The following is a 16,349-nucleotide window of genomic DNA, read 5'->3' as shown; positions in this document are numbered from 1 at the left end:
TTCACGCGTGCGCGTCACCCGGCCACGTGCGATCGCCCTCCGGGGCCGCGAACCCCGTCTTGCCCAGCAGGCGGGCGTCCCGGGCGGCCAGTTCGGCCCGCCGCTGCGCCTCCCGCAATTCCTCGTACCACTGCTCGAGCAGCCGGCCCTGAAGTGCGAACATCTCCTTCTCCTCGGCCGGTTCCGCGTGGTCGTAACCGAGCAGATGCAGCACCCCGTGCACCGTGAGCAGGGCGAGTTCGTGATCGAGGGAATGCCCGGCCTTGGCCGCCTGGTCCAGGGCGAACTCCGGGCACAGCACTATATCGCCCAGCATCGACGGCCCCGGCTCGGGACTGTCCGGCCGGCCACCGGGCTCGAGTTCGTCCATCGGGAACGACATCACATCGGTGGGGCCGGGCAGGTCCATCCAGCGCATGTGCAGGTCGGCCATGGTGTCGAGATCCACCAGCACCATGGACAGTTCGGCGGCCGGGTGCACATCCATCCGGTCGATCACGAACCGGGCGACGCCCACCAGGTCCTCTTCGGGGACTTCCATACCCGACTCGTTGGCGATCTCGATACTCACCTGGTCAGCCTAATGGGTGCGGCCGGGCGCAGCCCATTCGCACTCGCGCACGGCCGAGTCGCTCCGGAGGTTCACACGCTGGAGGTAGGCCTACCGCCGCGCCGTACGACCCGCTGCCCGCCGCTGCGCCCGGTTGCCCGACATATGCGGCGGGCCCACCGGCGGCCGGGTCTCGGCCTCGAACTTCTCGTAGGCGTCGACGATATCGGAGACCAGCCGGTGCCGCACAACATCGCTGCTGGTGAGCTGGGCGAAATGGATGTCCTCGATATCGCCGAGTATCTCGGTGGCGGCCCGCAGACCGGACCGGGAGCCGTGCGGCAGATCCACCTGGGTCACGTCACCGGTCACCACGATCTTCGATCCGAACCCGAGCCGGGTGAGGAACATCTTCATCTGCTCGGCGGTCGTGTTCTGCGCCTCGTCCAGAATGATGAACGAATCATTGAGCGTGTTGTGGGTGAGCAGGAAATCCTCGGTCACGTACAGCGAGTCCTGCGCGGCGACTTGAATGCAGACCGCCTCCTCCGTACCGGCGGGCTCGATCCGATCGATGAACCGCATGGGCCGGCCTCCACCGGCCGAGTACTTCGCGGCCTTACGAGCGAGCCGGAAGGGTTCGATTCCGGCGGGCAGGCGGATATCGACACTGTGCGCGTTGTGCCGGTAGAGCACCGGGCGGTTGTTGGCCCGTCCCGGCTTACGCCCGGCGGCGGGCCTTGTCCGCGTGTAGGCGACGCCACCCAGCGACCGCACCAGGAACACGATATCGTCGCGAAGCCGATCCGAGACAGTGGTGAACTGGATCCGGCAGGTACGGCCTTCCTGCACGACGGGCCCGCCGTCGGAATCGAGAAGGCCCTGCAACACGGCGAGCCGCACCGAGGCGTCGTTGTAGAGATAGAGCTCGGGCACGAACTTCGTGTTCGAGCGGGTGCCCGCGAGCCCGAGCCGACGGGCGACCCCGGTGATCGGGTTCTCGAGCGTCACCACTTCGCCCGGCTGCCGGTCCCGCTTCAACACGTAATCGACCCGCGAGGTACGCCGTACCGCGATGCCGGGTACAGCTTCCACCAGCGTCTCGACGAGCTCGGGATCTTCGGTCGAGAAGGCGGGCGTCGTGCTCCCGGTGAGGCAGCCGTCGCCGAGCAGGAGCCCGAGCGCATAGGCGTCCATCGGTACCGGACGCGACGGAAGGCAGACCGGCTCGCTCAGCAGCGGCAGTTCGTAACGGTGATAATGCGCCGCGCGCAGGTTTCCGACCATTTCTCTGGTCTCGAGCACGCGTGGTGGCTTGTTCCGACGGCGATCGCTCCGGGTGTAGACCGACCACAGGTGATCCGCGGAGGCGAGCGTGCACGCGCCGTCCTGGGTGTGGACGCGATAGATCTCCTTGGGGCCCTGCGGGTAGACCCCGAGAACCGGAGTCGGACGACCGTCCGAACCGATCACCAGGTCCCCGACCAGTAGGTCACCGATCGGGCGGAAACCGTCCGGGGTGAGGACCTTGGTGAACAGCGGCTGCGCGCGACCGCGCATGTATGCCAGGGGCGCGACCTCGATTACGCCGGCCGCCATCAGCTTGGGGATGGCTTCCGGGTCCATCATGTCGTGCAGCGCGTCGTAGAGCGGGCGCAGATACGGGTCGATCTTCTCGTTCAGGGTGCCCGGCAGGAAGCCGAGCCGCTCCCCGGCCTCGACCGCGGGACGGGTGAGGATGATGCGGTTGACCTGCTTGGTCTGCAGCGCCTGCACCGCCTTGGCCATGGCCAGATAGGTCTTACCGGTACCGGCCGGACCGATACCGAAGACGATCGTGCTCTCGTCGATCGCGTCGACATAACGCTTCTGGTTCAGCGTTTTCGGGCGGATCGTCTTCCCGCGACGGGACAGGATGTCCAGGCTGAGTACCTCGGCCGGCGCTTCGGAACTGCCCTCGGTGAGCATCGAGACGGTATGCCGCACCGCTTCGGGCGTGATCACCCGGTTGCGTCCGGTCAGCGCGACCAATTGCTCGACGACCCGCTCGGCCAGGGCCACATCGGCCGCCGGACCGGTGAGGGTGACCACATTGCCGCGAACATGGATATCCGCGACGAGCAGTTCTTCGAGTTCCCGGAGATTTTCGTCCGCGGAGCCGAGGAAGGGGAAAACCGATTCGGGCGCGAGCTCGATACTGGAACGGACGGTGCGTGCCGCGGGCCCCGAGGCACCGTTCTCGGCCGCGGTGGGATTCTGGTCGCCGCTATCGCCTTGTGATCGCACGTAGTCGCTATGGCCTGCTTTCCGGTCTCGGAGCTGCGGTGATGCGCCGCTGGTGGAGAGGGGGGCGAACGCTGTCGCTGGCACGAGTCTAACTCCCGGCCCCGACAGGTCCCAGTGGAATTCCGGCCGACCACGGCGCCGCGCACCGCCATGGCCGGCTGTTCACCCGCTGGTCACCACCGTGAAGTGAGAGCCCCCAGCGCCCCGAGCGCCACCGCGGCTGCCGTCGAAGTGCGCAGCACGGTGGGCCCGAGCCGGACCACCTCGGCTCCCGCCGCGGCCAGCACGGTCAGTTCGGCGTCGTCGAGGCCGCCCTCGGGGCCGACGATCAGCGTGACCGCCGCGGCGCCGCGCCACGGCAGCTCGGTGAAGGCGCTCGTACCCGATTCGTGCAGGGCCGCCACCACCGCGCCCTGGGCCGTCGCCGTGCGGACGGCGGCCACCACCTCCGGCGTCCGGTGCAGGGCGGTGACCTCGGGGATGTAGGCGCGGCGGGACTGCCTGGCCGCGGCCTTCGCCGCCGACCGCCATTTGGCCACGCCCTTGTCCGCTTTGGCCTCCCAGTTCGAGACACAGCGGGCGGCCTGCCACGGCACCACCACATCCGCCCCGGCCTCGGTCATCAGCTCGACGGCCAGCTCCGAACGCTCGGATTTCGGCAATGCCTGGACCACGGTGACCGCCGGCGAGGCCGGCTCGGCGCGGCGACGGTCGCGGACCAGCAGTTCCAGCCGGTCCTTCTGCGCGGCGACGACTTCCGAATCGGCCAGCACACCCCGGCCGTCGGAGAGCGTGACGGGTTCGCCGGGCCGGATCCGGCGCACCGTGGCCGCGTGGCGGCCCTCGGCGCCGTCGAGCACCGCGACGGCGCCCGGTTCCGGGATCTCGTCCAGGTAGAAGACCGTCGCGGCCATCGGGTCAGCGTCCGCTGAACGACGCGCGCAACCGGGCGAACAGGCCGCTGTTGTGCTCGGACTGCGCCGACATCACCTCGGCCTTGTCCTTGGCCCGCAAACCCTTGTACTTGCGCAGCAGGTCGGTCTGCTTACTGTCCAGCTTGGTCGGCACGACAATATCCAGGTGCGCCATCAGATCACCGCGCGCGCTCGACCGCAGCCGCGGCATACCGTGCCCGCGCAGTACCGAGATCTCCCCGGGCTGGGTACCGGGGCCGATGGTCAGCTCGGTGGGGCCGTCCATGATGGTGTCGATCACCACCGTGGTGCCCAGCGCCGCGTCCACCATCGGGACCCGGACGGTGCAGTGCAGATCGTCGCCGTCGCGAACGAACACGTCGTGCGGCTGTTCCACGATCTCCACGTACAGGTCGCCGGCGTGTCCGCCACCGGGGCCGACCTCGCCCTGCGCGGCCAGGCGCACCCGCATCCCGTTGGCCACCCCGGCCGGGATGGGAGCCGCGATCTCGCGGCGCGCCCGCACCCGGCCGTCGCCGCCACATTTGTGGCAGGGGTCCGGTATGGTCTCGCCGGCACCGCGGCAGGTCGGGCACGGACGCGAGGTCAGCACCTGGCCGAGGAACGATCGCTGCACCGACTGCACCTCACCGGCGCCGCCGCAGGTCTCGCAACGGACCGGGCTGGAATTGCCGTTGGTCCCGGCGCCCTGGCACAGGTCGCACAGGATCGCGGTATCGACGGTCAGATGTTTGGTGACCCCCACCGCGCACTCGGCGAGGCTCAACCGGGTCCGCACCAGCGAATCCGCGCCCGGCTGCACCCGCCCACGCGGTTTACGGGCGCCGGTGCCACCGCCGCCGCTCATACCACCGAAGAACGCTTCGAACACATCGCCGAGGCCACCGAAACCGGCGCCGCTGAACCCGCCGGCACCGCCACCGGAGTCCAGCGGGTCACCGCCCATATCGACGATGCGGCGCTTCTCCGGATCCGACAGCACCTCGTACGCCGCGGAGACCTCTTTGAACCGGGTCTGCGCCGCTTCGTCCGGGTTCACATCGGGATGCAGTTCGCGAGCCAGTTTGCGATACGCGCGTTTGAGCTCTTGGTCGGAGGCGTCCCTGCCTACACCGAGCAATCCGTAGTAGTCCCGTGCCACTTGAGTTCTCTTAGTCCTTGGTCGCTGTCCACGGCTCCGGCTTCGCACGGCCGGCCGCGTGGCTCCTGATGGATTGAGCCGCCCGCCCGTGAGCTTAGTCGGGTCGACTCAACTTTATCTCGGCGGAGAACACGAGCCTAACAGCGCGCCACGCAAGCCCCCTTCCGCGGCGGCAAACCTTCGCTCCCCGCAGTCGGGTCCACCGGCCGCGCCCCCGTAGCGCAAGCACCCCGGTGCCGAGTCTTGCGAGGCCCTGAAAGGGGCGAGGCCCGTCCCGCCGTTCAGGCCTCGAAGCGCATGCGGCGGAGCCGCGAGTCTCGAGGCCTGAACGGCGGGACCGAGGGGGCCTCGACCCCGCGACGCCGCAGGCGGCGCAAATAAACACAGCACCTTCGCGGCCCGGTCCACCCGAACCCACTCCCTCCGGATGGTCGGCACGTGTCCGCAGCCACCAACCGCTGAAGCGACAGAGTGAAACGGGCTCACGGACCCCTATCCGCACACTGGAGCCGGACCCGGATCCGCCCCACCAAAGCACCGGAGCGAAGGCCTACCGCTCGGCCAGCACCTCACCGATGTAGCGGGCGACCGCCGCGACCGAGGCGATGGTGCCCGGGTAGTCCATCCGGGTCGGGCCCAGGACTCCCATACCGCCGAGGACCGCGCCGGCGGCACCGTAGCCGGTGGTGACGACGGAGGTGCCGCGCATCTCCTCGACCTGGGTCTCCTCGCCGATCCGCACCGTCACCATTCCCGGTTGCTGGGCGGCGGCCAGGAGTTTGAGGACCACGACCTGCTCCTCCAGCGCTTCGAGCACGGTGCGCAGGGACCCGTGGATACCGAAGTCGCCGGCATTACGGGTGAGGTTGGCCGTCCCACCCAGGACCAAGCGTTCCTCGGGATGTTCAACCAGCGTCTCGACCAGGACCGTCGACACCTTGATCAGCACGTCACGGAGTTTGGGCGGCGCCTGCTCGGGCAGTTCGGCGACCGCGGCGGAGGCGGCGGCGAGGCGTTTACCGTCCATGGCCGCACCGAGCATGCCGCGCAGCGCGGCCAGGTCCTCGTCGTCGACGACGGTGCCGAGTTCGACGATGCGCTGGTCGACGCGACCGGTGTCGGTGATCACCACCAGCAGGAGCCGGGCGGGATTGAGGGCCACCACTTCCAGGTGGCGCACGGTCGACGCGGACACCGTCGGGTACTGGACGACCGCGACCTGGCGGGTGAGCTGGGCGAGCAGGCGTACGCCGCGGCGCAGGACATCGTCGAGGTCGACCCCCGATTCGAGGAACTGCATGATCGCCTTGCGTTCGGCCGCCGACAGCGGTTTGACCTCGGCGATCCGGTCCACGAACTGGCGGTAGCCCTTGTCGGTGGGGATGCGGCCGGAACTCGTATGGGGCTGGGTGATGTAACCCTCGGCTTCCAGTACCGCCATATCGTTGCGGACCGTCGCGCTGGACACACCCAGGTTGTGCCGTTCGACCAGCGTTTTCGAACCGATGGGCTCCTTGGTGGACACATAGTCGGCGACGATCGCTCGCAGGACCTCGAAGCGCCGATCCTCGGTGCTCGACATCGACCCCACCTCCTAGCTCCGCTGCGCGTCGAGGTGGTCGCCCGGCGCACCGCTACCTGTGAACCCGGCTCACATACCGCTGGGTTCGTCACCCAGTGTAATTGCGCCTGGTCTGTTCACCCGGTGTGCGTCACAGCCCGCATGTCAGCGCCAGGTTTCCCGGCGGTGCGCCACAGCCTTTCCACGAGATGACAAATCGGCCGGTGCGGCGCAGAATCCGCTCGGCCGAAGTATTTCAGAGAGAGGCGCGGCCGATATGTGGTCTGTCGCAGATATCCCCGATCAGCGCGGTCGCCGCGTCCTGGTCACCGGCGCGACGTCGGGACTGGGCCGGTGCGCGGCCCTGCTCCTGGCCCGCGCCGGGGCCGCCGTGACACTGGCCGGACGCGATGAACAGCGCCTCGCCGCCACGGCCGCGGAATTCGCCGCGGACAGCGGTGTCCGGACCGCGGCGGGCTCGGTCGAGACACTGCTGGTGGACCTGTCCGCGCTGGATTCCGTGCGGCGGGCCGGCAACGAATTCCAGGACAGGCATCGGCGGTTGGATGTGCTGCTGAACGCCGCGGGTATGCAGTCGTTCCGGTACGCGCGCAGTGCCGACGGTATCGAGCAGCACCTGGCCACCAACTATGTGGGCACGTTCGCCTTCACCGGGGCACTGCTGCCGGTGCTCGCCGCGACGCCCGGCGCCCGGATCACGACGGTGACCTCGATGGTCTACAAGTGGGGCGATCCCGGGGACCTCGCCGCCTGGTTCGACGCCGCGCCGGAGCCCGGCCCCGACAAGGCCCCCTCCCGGCGGTTCCGGCACCGGTTCGCCTATTCCAAACTGGCGTACTCGAATTCGAAGCTGGCCGTCACGCTGTTCGCCGTGGAACTCGACCGGCGGTTGCGGGCGGCGGGGTTGTCGGCGTCTGCCACGGTGGCGCATCCGGGCACCACGTTCACCGGCCTGCTCCGCGAATGGCCCGCTCCGGTGGCCCGCCTTTATATGGGCACGGCCCGTTTGGTTCGTGCCGCGCACCCGATCGAGCAGGGTGTGCTGCCGCTGCTGCGCGCTGCGACCGCCCCGGAAGCCGACAGCTCGATGATCCACGCGCCCGCAGGCCCGATTCGGGAGCAGGCCGGTCCGCCCGCCACGTTTCCGTTCGCCGGGAACATCGCCGAGGCGATCGCCGAGGGTGCGGCGCAGCGGTTGTGGGAGCTCACCGAGGACCGGATCGGGTATGCCGTGCCGATCCCGAGTTCCCCCGGCAGGTGACCGCGTGGCCGGTGATCAGCCGACCAGACCCCGGACCACCCCGTCGGCCAGCAGGCGACCGCGATCGGTGAGGACGAGCCGCCCACCGGAGATAGTGACCAGTCCGTCTGCGGCGATGCGCCGCGCCGCGGCGTTTCCGTCGGCGTCGAGATCGGCCAGCGCCAACCCGGTGCGCAGGCGCAGCGTGAGCATGACGCGCTCGAGGTAGCGGTCGGCCGCGGTGAGGTCCTCCCAGTCCGCGGCGGGTAGGCCGCCGTGGGCCACCCGGTCGGCGTAGCGGGCCGGATGTTTCACGTTCCACCAGCGCACGCCCCCGAGGTGGCTGTGCGCGCCCGGCCCGGCGCCGAGCCAATCGCCGCCGTCCCAATAACCGAGGTTGTGCCGGCAGCGCGCGGCGTCGCCGGCCGCCCAGTTCGACACCTCGTACCAGGTGAGTCCGGCGGCTTCCAGGCGCGCGTCGATCCGCTCGTAGCGGGCGGCGAGTACATCGTCGTCGGGGGCGGGCAGTTCGCCGCGGCGCACCCGGCGGGCCAGCGCGGTCCCGTCCTCGACGATGAGCGAGTACGCCGACACGTGGTCGACCCCGGCGGCCAGTACCGCGTCCAGGCTGGCGTCCAGATCGCTGTCGCGTTCGCCCGGTGTGCCGTAGATGAGGTCGAGGTTCACGTGGTCGAATCCGGCCGCGCGCGCCTCCCGGGCCGCGGCGACCGCCCGTCCGGGTGTGTGGGTGCGGTCCAGTACGGCCAGCACGTGCGGGGCCGCCGATTGCATACCGAGCGAGACCCGGGTGAATCCGGCCGCCCGGATCGTGTCGAAGAACGCCGGTGAGGTCGATTCGGGGTTCGATTCGGTGGTGACCTCGGCGTCCGGGGCGAGGTCGAATTCGGCGCGGATCGCGTCGAGCACGGCCGCGAGGCCCTCGCCGCCGAGCAGGGAGGGGGTGCCGCCGCCCACGAAGACGGTCGCCACCGCCGGTGTGGCGGTGGGCAGCGCGGCGAACTGCCGGGCGGCGGTCGCCAGTTCCCCGCGCAGTGCCTCCGCCCACGACTGCGTGGAGGCCGAGGTGCCCAGTTCACCGGCGGTATAGGTGTTGAAATCGCAATATCCGCAGCGGGTCGCGCAGAACGGTACGTGCACATAGATCCCGAAGGGACCGCCGCCGAAATCACGCAGCACCGGAGCGGAGGCGTCGGTGTGCGATGCGGTGGTGGCGGTGGGACTCACCCCTCCAGTGTGACCGGGCGCGGATCAGTCCTCGACGATCGGGGTGTTCTGGTTCGCGGTGAGCATCCAGCGGCCGTCTTCCTTGGTCATGACGTACATCGGGGTGCCCTCGCTGTCGAGTTCGCCCGCGGTGGTGAAATAGCGCTGCCGGACCTTGACCGCGGCCACATCGGGCCGCAGGAACAGAATGTGCTCGACCTCATAGGTGGCGTGGCCGTGCGCGGTGGCCCCGGGCAGGACCCGGGCGGTGAATTCGGCGACGGCCGCCCGTCCGTAGAGGCGTTTGCCGTGTCCGGTGGTCCAGATCGCGTCCTCGCGGAAGAGTGCGGCGAATCCCTCGACGTCCTCGTCGCGCTGGGCGCGGGCCACGGCCGCGACCACTGCGTGCAGGGCGGCGGTCTCGGTATCGATATCGGCGGGACGGTGACCGGTATGCGCGGTTTCGATTGTCATGATGGGGAGCCTGCAACCTCGAGTGAACTCGAGGTCAACTCCCCCTGGACCCGGGCGGCCGATCCCGAACCGCACCGGATACCACCGCCGGAGAAAATATGACGGCTGTCACAAATAGACCCGTAGAACCAGGGAATTTCCCGCTTGTTCGCGGGAAATACTGGTAGGGCCATCGGAACGCGCGCTCCGGCATGGCACAATAGACCGCATGCGCGCATCCGGAGTACGACTTGTGGCCCGTCGCCACGTCGACTTCAAGCGTGTCTGCAGCGCCTGTTGTCTGCCCGGTTCCCCCCGGTAGCTCAGCTGCGCCCTCCCCGGATTTCCGGCGATTCCCCTTCGAGGATTTCGGCCCGCTGACACCGCGGGCGCGAGCGGAGTCCCTCGCGCCTTCAGCCCGGAGTACGACCACAAGCAGGAGCCACTTCATGACGTCGAGCACCGACGCCGATCCCACCGCGAAGCCCGAGGCCCCCGCCACGCGGCCCACGCGTGCCCGTACCGGCAAACCGGTGCGCCGCCGCGCCGAGGGGCAGTGGGCGCTCGGTTATCGCGAACCGCTCAATCCCAACGAGCAGTCCAAGAAGGACGACAACCCGCTCAACGTCCGCACCCGCATCGAGAACATCTACTCGAAGAACGGTTTCGACAGTATCGACAAGGGTGATCTGCGCGGCCGTTTCCGCTGGTGGGGCCTCTACACCCAGCGCGAGCAGGGTTACGACGGCACCTGGACAGGCGATGAGAACATCGACCTGCTCGAAGCCAAGTACTTCATGATGCGGATCCGCTGCGACGGTGGCGCGCTGAACGTCGCGCAGCTGCGCACTCTCGGCGAGATCTCCACCGAGTTCGCCCGCGATACCGCCGACCTCTCCGACCGCGAGAACGTGCAGTACCACTGGATCGAGATCGAGAACGTTCCCGAGATCTGGCGGCGCATCGAGAGCGTGGGTCTGCAGACCACCGAGGCCTGCGGTGACTGCCCGCGCGTGGTACTCGGTTCCCCGCTGGCCGGTGAATCGCTGGACGAGATCATCGACCCCACGCCCGCGATCGAGGAGATCGTGCGCCGCTACATCGGCAAGAAGGAATACTCCAACCTGCCGCGCAAGTTCAAGACCGCCATCTCCGGTCAACAGGACGTGGTGCACGAGATCAACGACGTCGCGTTCATCGGCGTCGAGCACCCGGAGCACGGGCCCGGTCTGGACCTCTGGGTCGGTGGCGGACTGTCCACCAACCCGATGCTGGCCCAGCGGGTCGGCGCCTGGGTGCCGCTGGAGGAGGTACCCGAGGTGTGGGAGGCGGTCGTCTCCCTCTTCCGTGACTACGGGTACCGCCGGCTGCGCACCAAGGCGCGGCTGAAGTTCCTGGTCAAGGACTGGGGCATCGAGAAGTTCCGCCAGGTGCTCGAGGACGAGTACCTGAAGCGCAAACTGATCGACGGCCCGGCGCCGGAACAGCCCAGCCGCCCCATCGACCACGTCGGCGTGCAGCGGCTGCGCAATGGACTCAACGCGGTCGGCTTCTCCCCCATCGCGGGCCGGGTCTCCGGCAGCGTCCTCACCGCGGTCGCCGACGCGGTCGAACGCGCCGGCTCGGACCGGATCCGGTTCACGCCGTACCAGAAGATCATCGTGCTCGATATCGCCGATGACAAGGTCGAGCAGCTCATCGCCGAGCTGGAACCGCTGGGTCTGCAGGCGCGTCCCTCGGCCTGGCGGCGCAACCTGCTCGCCTGCAGCGGGATCGAATTCTGCAAACTGTCGTTCGTCGAAACCCGCAAACGCTCTCAGGTGCTGGCACCGGAGCTGGAACAGCGGCTGGCCGATATCAACGCCGAACTCGATGTGCCGATCACCATCAATATCAACGGCTGCCCGAACTCCTGCGGCCGGTCGCAGATCGCCGATATCGGTTTCAAGGGCCAGCTGGTCGACGACGGCGCCGGGAATCAGGTGGAGGGTTTCCAGGTTCACCTGGGCGGCAGCCTCGGCCTGGACAGCGCCTTCGGACGCAAACTGCGCCAGCACAAGGTGACCAGCGACGAACTCGGTGACTACATCGAGCGCGTGGTCCGAAATTTCGTCAAACACCGCGAAGGCGGGGAACGGTTCGCGCAGTGGGCCGTCCGCGCCGAGGAAGCCGATCTGCGATGAAACCCGCGAGCGTCGTGACGGGAGAACCCACTGTGACCACCGAGCAGAAACAGCTGCCCACCAAACTGAGCGCCGACGAACTCCGCGCGCTGGCCGAGCGCGGCGCCGCCGAACTCGGTCCGGATGCCACGGCCGAGGAGCTGCTGCGCTGGACCGACGAAACCTTCGGTAGCGGTTATATCGTCGCCTCGAATATGCAGGACGGGGTGCTGGTGCAGCTGGCGGCTCAGGTCCGGCCCGGAGTGGACGTCCTGTTCCTCGACACCGGATACCACTTCGCCGAGACCATCGGCACCCGGGACGCCGTGGAGGCGGTGTACGGGGTGAATGTGGTGAACGCCCGCCCCGAGCAGACCGTCGCCGAGCAGGATGCGCTGCTGGGCAAGGATCTGTTCGCCCGCGACGCCAACGAATGCTGCCGCTTGCGCAAGGTGGTGCCGCTGCGCAATTCGCTGGCGCCCTACAACGCATGGGTCACCGGGATCCGGCGGGTCGAGGCGCCCACCCGGGCCAACGCCCCGCTCATCTCCTTCGACGAGGGTTTCGGCCTGGTGAAGATCAACCCGATCGCGCCCTGGTCCGACGAGGAGATGCAGAACTACATCGAAAAGCATTCGATTCTCGTCAATCCCCTGGTGGAGGAGGGATATCCGTCCATCGGCTGCGCTCCGTGCACGCGGAAGCCGGAGCCGGGTTCCGATCCGCGAAGCGGCCGCTGGGCCGGCCTCGCCAAGACTGAATGCGGGTTACACGCCTCATGACCGAAGCCATCACCACCGAACGTTCCGTCGGCCTCTCCGATTTCGACACCCTCGCCGCGCTGGAATCGGAAGCCATCCACATCTTCCGTGAGGTCGCGGGTGAATTCGAACGCCCGGTCATCCTGTTCTCCGGCGGTAAGGACTCCACCGTCCTGCTGCATCTGGCGTTGAAGGCCTTCTGGCCGGCACCGCTGCCGTTCGCGCTGCTGCACGTGGACACCGGGCACAACCTGCCCGAGGTGCTCGAGTTCCGCGACCATGTGGTCGAGAAGTACGGTCTGCGACTGCACGTGGCGAGCGTGGAGGACTATCTCGCCGACGGCCGGCTCACCGAACGCCCCGACGGTATCCGCAACCCGCTGCAGACCGTACCGCTGCTGGACGCCATCGCCGACAACCGTTTCGACGCGGTCTTCGGCGGCGGTCGCCGCGACGAGGAACGGTCCCGTGCCAAGGAGCGGATCTTCTCGCTGCGCAATGCCTTCGGCCAGTGGGATCCCAAGCGGCAGCGGCCCGAGCTGTGGAACCTGTACAACGGCCGGCACGCGCCGGGCGAGCACGTCCGGGTGTTCCCGCTGTCGAACTGGACCGAACTCGACATCTGGCGCTACATCGCCCGCGAGAACGTGGAACTGGCCACCATCTACTACGCGCATCAGCGGCCGGTGTACCAGCGCGACGGTATGTGGATGACCCCCGGTGTCTGGGGTGGCCCGCGCGACGGCGAAGTACTAGAGACCCGTTCGGTGCGCTACCGCACCGTCGGTGACGGTTCCACCACCGGGGCCATCCTGTCCGACGCCGCCGACAACGAGGCCATTCTGGCCGAGGTCGCCGCCTCCCGGCTGACCGAACGCGGCGCGACCCGTGGCGACGACCGGGTCTCCGAAGCCGCCATGGAAGACCGCAAACGAGAGGGTTACTTCTGATATGTCCGACCTATTGAGGCTGGCCACCGCCGGTTCTGTCGACGACGGCAAGTCCACACTGGTCGGACGCCTGCTCTACGACACCAAATCCGTACTCGCCGACCAGATCGACGCGGTGACCCGGGCGTCGGTGGACAAGGGCCTGTCCACCCCCGACCTGTCGCTGCTCGTGGACGGTCTGCGGGCCGAACGGGAGCAGGGCATCACCATCGATGTCGCCTACCGGTACTTCGCGACCCCGCGGCGGTCGTTCGTCCTGGCCGACACCCCCGGCCATGTGCAGTACACCCGCAATACCGTGTCCGGGGCGTCGACCGCCCAGCTGGTGATCCTGCTGGTGGACGCGCGCAAGGGCGTGATCGAACAGACCCGGCGGCATGCGGCGGTCCTGGCGCTGCTGGGTGTGCCCAAACTGGTGCTGGCGGTCAACAAGGTCGACCTCATCGGCGTCGACGAGCCCAGCGAAGAGGGCCGGCAGGCCGCGGCCGCCAAGGTCTTCGCGGAGATCTCGGCGGAATTCTCCCATCTCACCCGGACACTGGGCTGGTCGGACGAGGATGTGCTGGAGATCCCGGTCTCGGCGCTGCACGGCGACAATATCGCCACCCGCTCGGACAAGACCCCGTACTACAGCGGCCCGTCGCTGATCGAACATCTCGAATCGGTGCCGGTGGACGCGGACAACTCCGGAGAGCACGCGGTGGGGCTGCGCTTCCCGGTGCAATACGTCATCCGGCCGCGCACCCCGGAATACCCCGACTACCGCGGTTACGCGGGCCAGATCGCGGCGGGTTCGGTGGCGCCCGGTGACGAGGTGGTGGTACTGCCCTCAGGTATCCGCACAACCGTCGAGCGGATCGACACCCCCGACGGGGAACTGGCCGTCGCGCAGGCCGGCCGCAGTGTCACGCTGGTGCTGACCGATGAGGTCGATATCTCGCGCGGTGACACCATCGCCTCCCCCGCCGACGCCCCGGAACCCGTCGACACCTTCGACGCCACGGTGTGCTGGCTCGGTGACAAACCGCTGCGTCCTGGCGCCCGGCTGCTGCTCAAGCACGGCACCCGCACCACGCAGGCGATCGTGGGCGCGCTCACCGAACGTTTCGACGAACAGCGGCTGGCCGCCGAGCCGAACCCGGAAACGTTGTCGCTCAACGATATCGGCCGGATCTCGGTGCGCGTCGCGGAGGCGATCGCGGCCGACGACTACCGGACCAACCGGCACACCGGCAGTTTCCTGCTCATCGACCCGTCGGGCGGGAACACGCTGGCGGCGGGACTCGTCGGGGATGTGCTCACCGCGGTCGAGGTCGGAACCGAGGGCTGATGCCGGGCAGTCCCACGCTGGTGGCGGTGGCCCACGGCAGCCGGGATCCCCGGTCGGCCGCCACCGTCACCGCGCTGCTGGAGCAGGTGCGGGCCGCGCGTCCCAGGACCGCGGCGCACCTCGCCTTCCTCGACCTGAACGCGCCCGTGGTCGGGCAAGTACTGGACTCGGTGGCGGCCACCGGCGAAACCGACGCGGTGGTCGTTCCGCTGCTGCTGGGCAGCGCGTTCCACGCCCGCGTGGATCTGCCCGCACTGCTGGCCGCGGCCGCCGCCCGCAACCCGCGGCTGCGGCTCACCCAGGCCGAGGTGTTCGGCGCCGACCCGCGCCTGATCGGGGTGTTGCAGGAGCGGGTGCGGACGGTACGCGATCGGCACGGCTGGGACGAGCCGCCCGCACGGCTCGGTGTCGCCCTGGCCGCCGTCGGCTCGTCCGCGGCGGCGGCGAACCGCCGGACCGCCCGGCTGGCCCGCAGTTTCGCGGCCCGGACCGGCCATCCCACCGAAATATGCTTCGCCACCGCGCAACCCACACTCGCGCAGGCGACGGCACGACTCCGGGCCCGCGGCGCCGACCGCGTGCTCGTCGCGCCGTGGTTCCTGGCGCCGGGCCTGCTCACCGACCGCCTACGCGACCAGGATCCGCTGCTCCCGCATGCCGAGGTCCTCGGCCCGGACCCGGTGCTCGCCGAGATCGTCTGGGACCGCTACGACGCCGCGCTCGCTCGCGCACTGCCGCTGTCCGCCTGAGAACACCCGCCTCCACCCGGCCGGCGTCCGCCCGAAACCCGATCCGTCCCCGTCACGACCGAGACGACCACCACTGCCGAAGCACGCGACCGCTTCCGTCCGATACGGCGTACCGCCGAACCGTCACGTCACGACCGCGCCCGGGTACGAGAGTTCAGAACCAGCGCTCGAGCACCACCGCCACACCATCGGCCGCGACATCGTCGGTGACCTCGTCGACCAGACCGTGCAGTTCGACGGGCGCGTTCGCCATCGCCACCGAATGCCCCGCCCACGCGAACATCTCGCGGTCGTTGAAACCGTCCCCGATGGCCAGGGTGGCCGCGCGCGGGATATCGAGCAGGCGGCGCAGGTGTTCCAGCGCCCATCCCTTCGAGATGCCGTGCCGGGAAATGGTGAGCCACGGGCCGAACTCGCCGTAGACCCAGCTGATCTCCGGCAGTGCCAGCCCATCCAGCAGCCGGCGCATCTCTTCCGGCGCGCCCTCGGGCCACCAGCAGTTCAGGCGCGGGGTGGGTTCGCTGCCGAGGGTGAGGTCGTCGACCACCACATAGTCGCCACCGGCGTAGTACTCGCCGGGACTCATTCCGGTGGCCCAGAATCCCTCACCCACGCGTTCGGCGGTGAAGACCATATCCGGGAACAACCGGCGCAGTGCGGTGACTGCGGGCGCCGGGTCGAAATGGTGCACCGCGACCGGGAGGGTCTGCTCGATATCGATGTGGACGGCGCCGTTGGAGCAGATGGCATGCCCCTGCACGAGGCCGAGTTCGTCGAGCACCGGACGAGTCGAGATCACGGTCCGTCCGGTGCTCACCACGACGTGCGCGCCCGACCCGACCGCCGCGCGCACGGCGGCGTTCACCCGGGCGCTCACCTGGAGGCCGGTTTTCAGCAGTGTCCCGTCCACATCGAGCGCGATCAGCCGCGGTGGGCCCCCGTCAATGTCCACCTCATCGATTGTGCCGTGCACCGGCGCCGGGCCG

The 16,349-nt window shown here is 68.9% G+C and carries 15 protein-coding genes; 7 read left to right on the top strand and 8 right to left on the bottom strand.

The genetic code is table 11. The features are described 5' to 3' along the window. Position 1 precedes the first annotated feature (1 nt). The 5 genes from ybeY to hrcA form a co-directional block, all read right to left on the bottom strand. Positions 2-571 carry an rRNA maturation RNase YbeY gene (ybeY, locus tag ON38_RS07325; RefSeq protein WP_039823433.1) on the bottom strand — a complete coding sequence of 190 codons (570 nt, stop codon included), beginning with the start codon at positions 569-571 and terminating at the stop codon, positions 2-4. Between the two features lie 90 nt (positions 572-661). Further along, positions 662-2,836, bottom strand: coding sequence for a PhoH family protein (locus ON38_RS07320; RefSeq protein WP_373281191.1), 2,175 nt, complete (start codon positions 2,834-2,836; stop codon positions 662-664). 173 nt (positions 2,837-3,009) lie between these two features. Beyond that, entirely contained in the window at positions 3,010-3,750 is a 741-nt protein-coding gene (locus ON38_RS07315) for a 16S rRNA (uracil(1498)-N(3))-methyltransferase (RefSeq protein ID WP_039823432.1), read from the bottom strand. Between the two features lie 4 nt (positions 3,751-3,754). Beyond that, positions 3,755-4,912 carry a molecular chaperone DnaJ gene (gene dnaJ / locus ON38_RS07310; RefSeq protein WP_039823431.1) on the bottom strand — a complete coding sequence of 386 codons (1,158 nt, stop codon included), beginning with the start codon at positions 4,910-4,912 and terminating at the stop codon, positions 3,755-3,757. Positions 4,913-5,462: 550 nt separating this feature from the next. Next, a complete protein-coding gene (hrcA, locus tag ON38_RS07305; protein WP_039823430.1) occupies positions 5,463-6,494 on the bottom strand; it encodes a heat-inducible transcriptional repressor HrcA in 1,032 nt (343 codons plus the stop codon). Between the two features lie 256 nt (positions 6,495-6,750). Here hrcA and ON38_RS07300 point away from each other — a divergent pair, with 256 nt between their 5' ends. Then, a complete protein-coding gene (locus ON38_RS07300) occupies positions 6,751-7,755 on the top strand; it encodes an SDR family NAD(P)-dependent oxidoreductase (RefSeq protein ID WP_039823428.1) in 1,005 nt (334 codons plus the stop codon). A 15-nt stretch (positions 7,756-7,770) separates the two neighbouring features. Here the strand turns inward: ON38_RS07300 and hemW are convergent, their stop codons facing one another. Both hemW and ON38_RS07290 read right to left on the bottom strand, forming a co-directional pair. Beyond that, positions 7,771-8,979: a radical SAM family heme chaperone HemW gene (gene hemW / locus ON38_RS07295; protein ID WP_039823426.1), complete on the bottom strand. Its 1,209-nt coding sequence runs from the start codon at positions 8,977-8,979 to the stop codon at positions 7,771-7,773. Positions 8,980-9,003: 24 nt separating this feature from the next. Next, on the bottom strand, positions 9,004-9,432 hold the full coding sequence (locus ON38_RS07290; RefSeq protein ID WP_039823425.1) for an SgcJ/EcaC family oxidoreductase: 429 nt from the start codon (positions 9,430-9,432) through the stop codon (positions 9,004-9,006). A 208-nt stretch (positions 9,433-9,640) separates the two neighbouring features. Here ON38_RS07290 and ON38_RS38165 point away from each other — a divergent pair, with 208 nt between their 5' ends. From ON38_RS38165 to ON38_RS07265, 6 genes are all read left to right on the top strand, one after another. After that, positions 9,641-9,733, top strand: coding sequence for an Ms4527A family Cys-rich leader peptide (locus tag ON38_RS38165; RefSeq protein WP_355241689.1), 93 nt, complete (start codon positions 9,641-9,643; stop codon positions 9,731-9,733). Between the two features lie 127 nt (positions 9,734-9,860). Next, positions 9,861-11,594 (top strand): nitrite/sulfite reductase, encoded by a 1,734-nt coding sequence (locus ON38_RS07285; RefSeq protein ID WP_039823424.1) that lies wholly within the window; start codon positions 9,861-9,863, stop codon positions 11,592-11,594. Then, positions 11,591-12,355 carry a phosphoadenylyl-sulfate reductase gene (locus tag ON38_RS07280; RefSeq protein WP_174372398.1) on the top strand — a complete coding sequence of 255 codons (765 nt, stop codon included), beginning with the start codon at positions 11,591-11,593 and terminating at the stop codon, positions 12,353-12,355. The genes ON38_RS07285 and ON38_RS07280 overlap by 4 nt, the downstream gene beginning before the upstream one ends. Further along, positions 12,352-13,284 carry a sulfate adenylyltransferase subunit CysD gene (gene cysD, locus ON38_RS07275; RefSeq protein WP_039823423.1) on the top strand — a complete coding sequence of 311 codons (933 nt, stop codon included), beginning with the start codon at positions 12,352-12,354 and terminating at the stop codon, positions 13,282-13,284. Before ON38_RS07280 ends, cysD begins: the two co-directional genes overlap by 4 nt. Before the next feature lies 1 nt (position 13,285). Beyond that, entirely contained in the window at positions 13,286-14,614 is a 1,329-nt protein-coding gene (locus ON38_RS07270) for a sulfate adenylyltransferase subunit 1 (RefSeq protein WP_039823421.1), read from the top strand. After that, on the top strand, positions 14,614-15,363 hold the full coding sequence (locus tag ON38_RS07265; RefSeq protein ID WP_039823420.1) for a sirohydrochlorin chelatase: 750 nt from the start codon (positions 14,614-14,616) through the stop codon (positions 15,361-15,363). Before ON38_RS07270 ends, ON38_RS07265 begins: the two co-directional genes overlap by 1 nt. Before the next feature lie 154 nt (positions 15,364-15,517). On the opposite strand, the gene ON38_RS07260 is transcribed toward ON38_RS07265, so the two are convergent. Next, a complete protein-coding gene (locus ON38_RS07260) occupies positions 15,518-16,315 on the bottom strand; it encodes an HAD family hydrolase (RefSeq protein WP_051164471.1) in 798 nt (265 codons plus the stop codon). Positions 16,316-16,349 lie beyond the last annotated feature (34 nt).

The sequence above is a fragment of the Nocardia testacea NBRC 100365 genome, assembly GCF_000308775.1.
GTDB lineage: Bacteria > Actinomycetota > Actinomycetes > Mycobacteriales > Mycobacteriaceae > Nocardia > Nocardia testacea.
The sequence above is the reverse complement of the archived record's forward strand: the minus strand, read 5'-3'. Positions and strand labels throughout refer to the sequence as shown.

Bases quoted from the DNA above. Each gene is read 5' to 3' on its own strand.
- ON38_RS07315 (WP_039823432.1), bottom strand. From the start codon at position 3,750: ATGGCCGCGACGGTCTTCTACCTGGACGAGATCCCGGAACCGGGCGCC.
- hrcA (WP_039823430.1), bottom strand. From the start codon at position 6,494: ATGTCGAGCACCGAGGATCGGCGCTTCGAGGTCCTGCGAGCGATCGTC.
- ON38_RS07300 (WP_039823428.1), top strand. From the start codon at position 6,751: ATGTGGTCTGTCGCAGATATCCCCGATCAGCGCGGTCGCCGCGTCCTG.
- ON38_RS07290 (WP_039823425.1), bottom strand. From the start codon at position 9,432: ATGACAATCGAAACCGCGCATACCGGTCACCGTCCCGCCGATATCGAT.
- ON38_RS38165 (WP_355241689.1), top strand. From the start codon at position 9,641: ATGCGCGCATCCGGAGTACGACTTGTGGCCCGTCGCCACGTCGACTTC.
- ON38_RS07285 (WP_039823424.1), top strand. From the start codon at position 9,861: ATGACGTCGAGCACCGACGCCGATCCCACCGCGAAGCCCGAGGCCCCC.
- ON38_RS07280 (WP_174372398.1), top strand. From the start codon at position 11,591: ATGAAACCCGCGAGCGTCGTGACGGGAGAACCCACTGTGACCACCGAG.
- cysD (WP_039823423.1), top strand. From the start codon at position 12,352: ATGACCGAAGCCATCACCACCGAACGTTCCGTCGGCCTCTCCGATTTC.
- ON38_RS07270 (WP_039823421.1), top strand. From the start codon at position 13,286: ATGTCCGACCTATTGAGGCTGGCCACCGCCGGTTCTGTCGACGACGGC.
- ON38_RS07265 (WP_039823420.1), top strand. From the start codon at position 14,614: ATGCCGGGCAGTCCCACGCTGGTGGCGGTGGCCCACGGCAGCCGGGAT.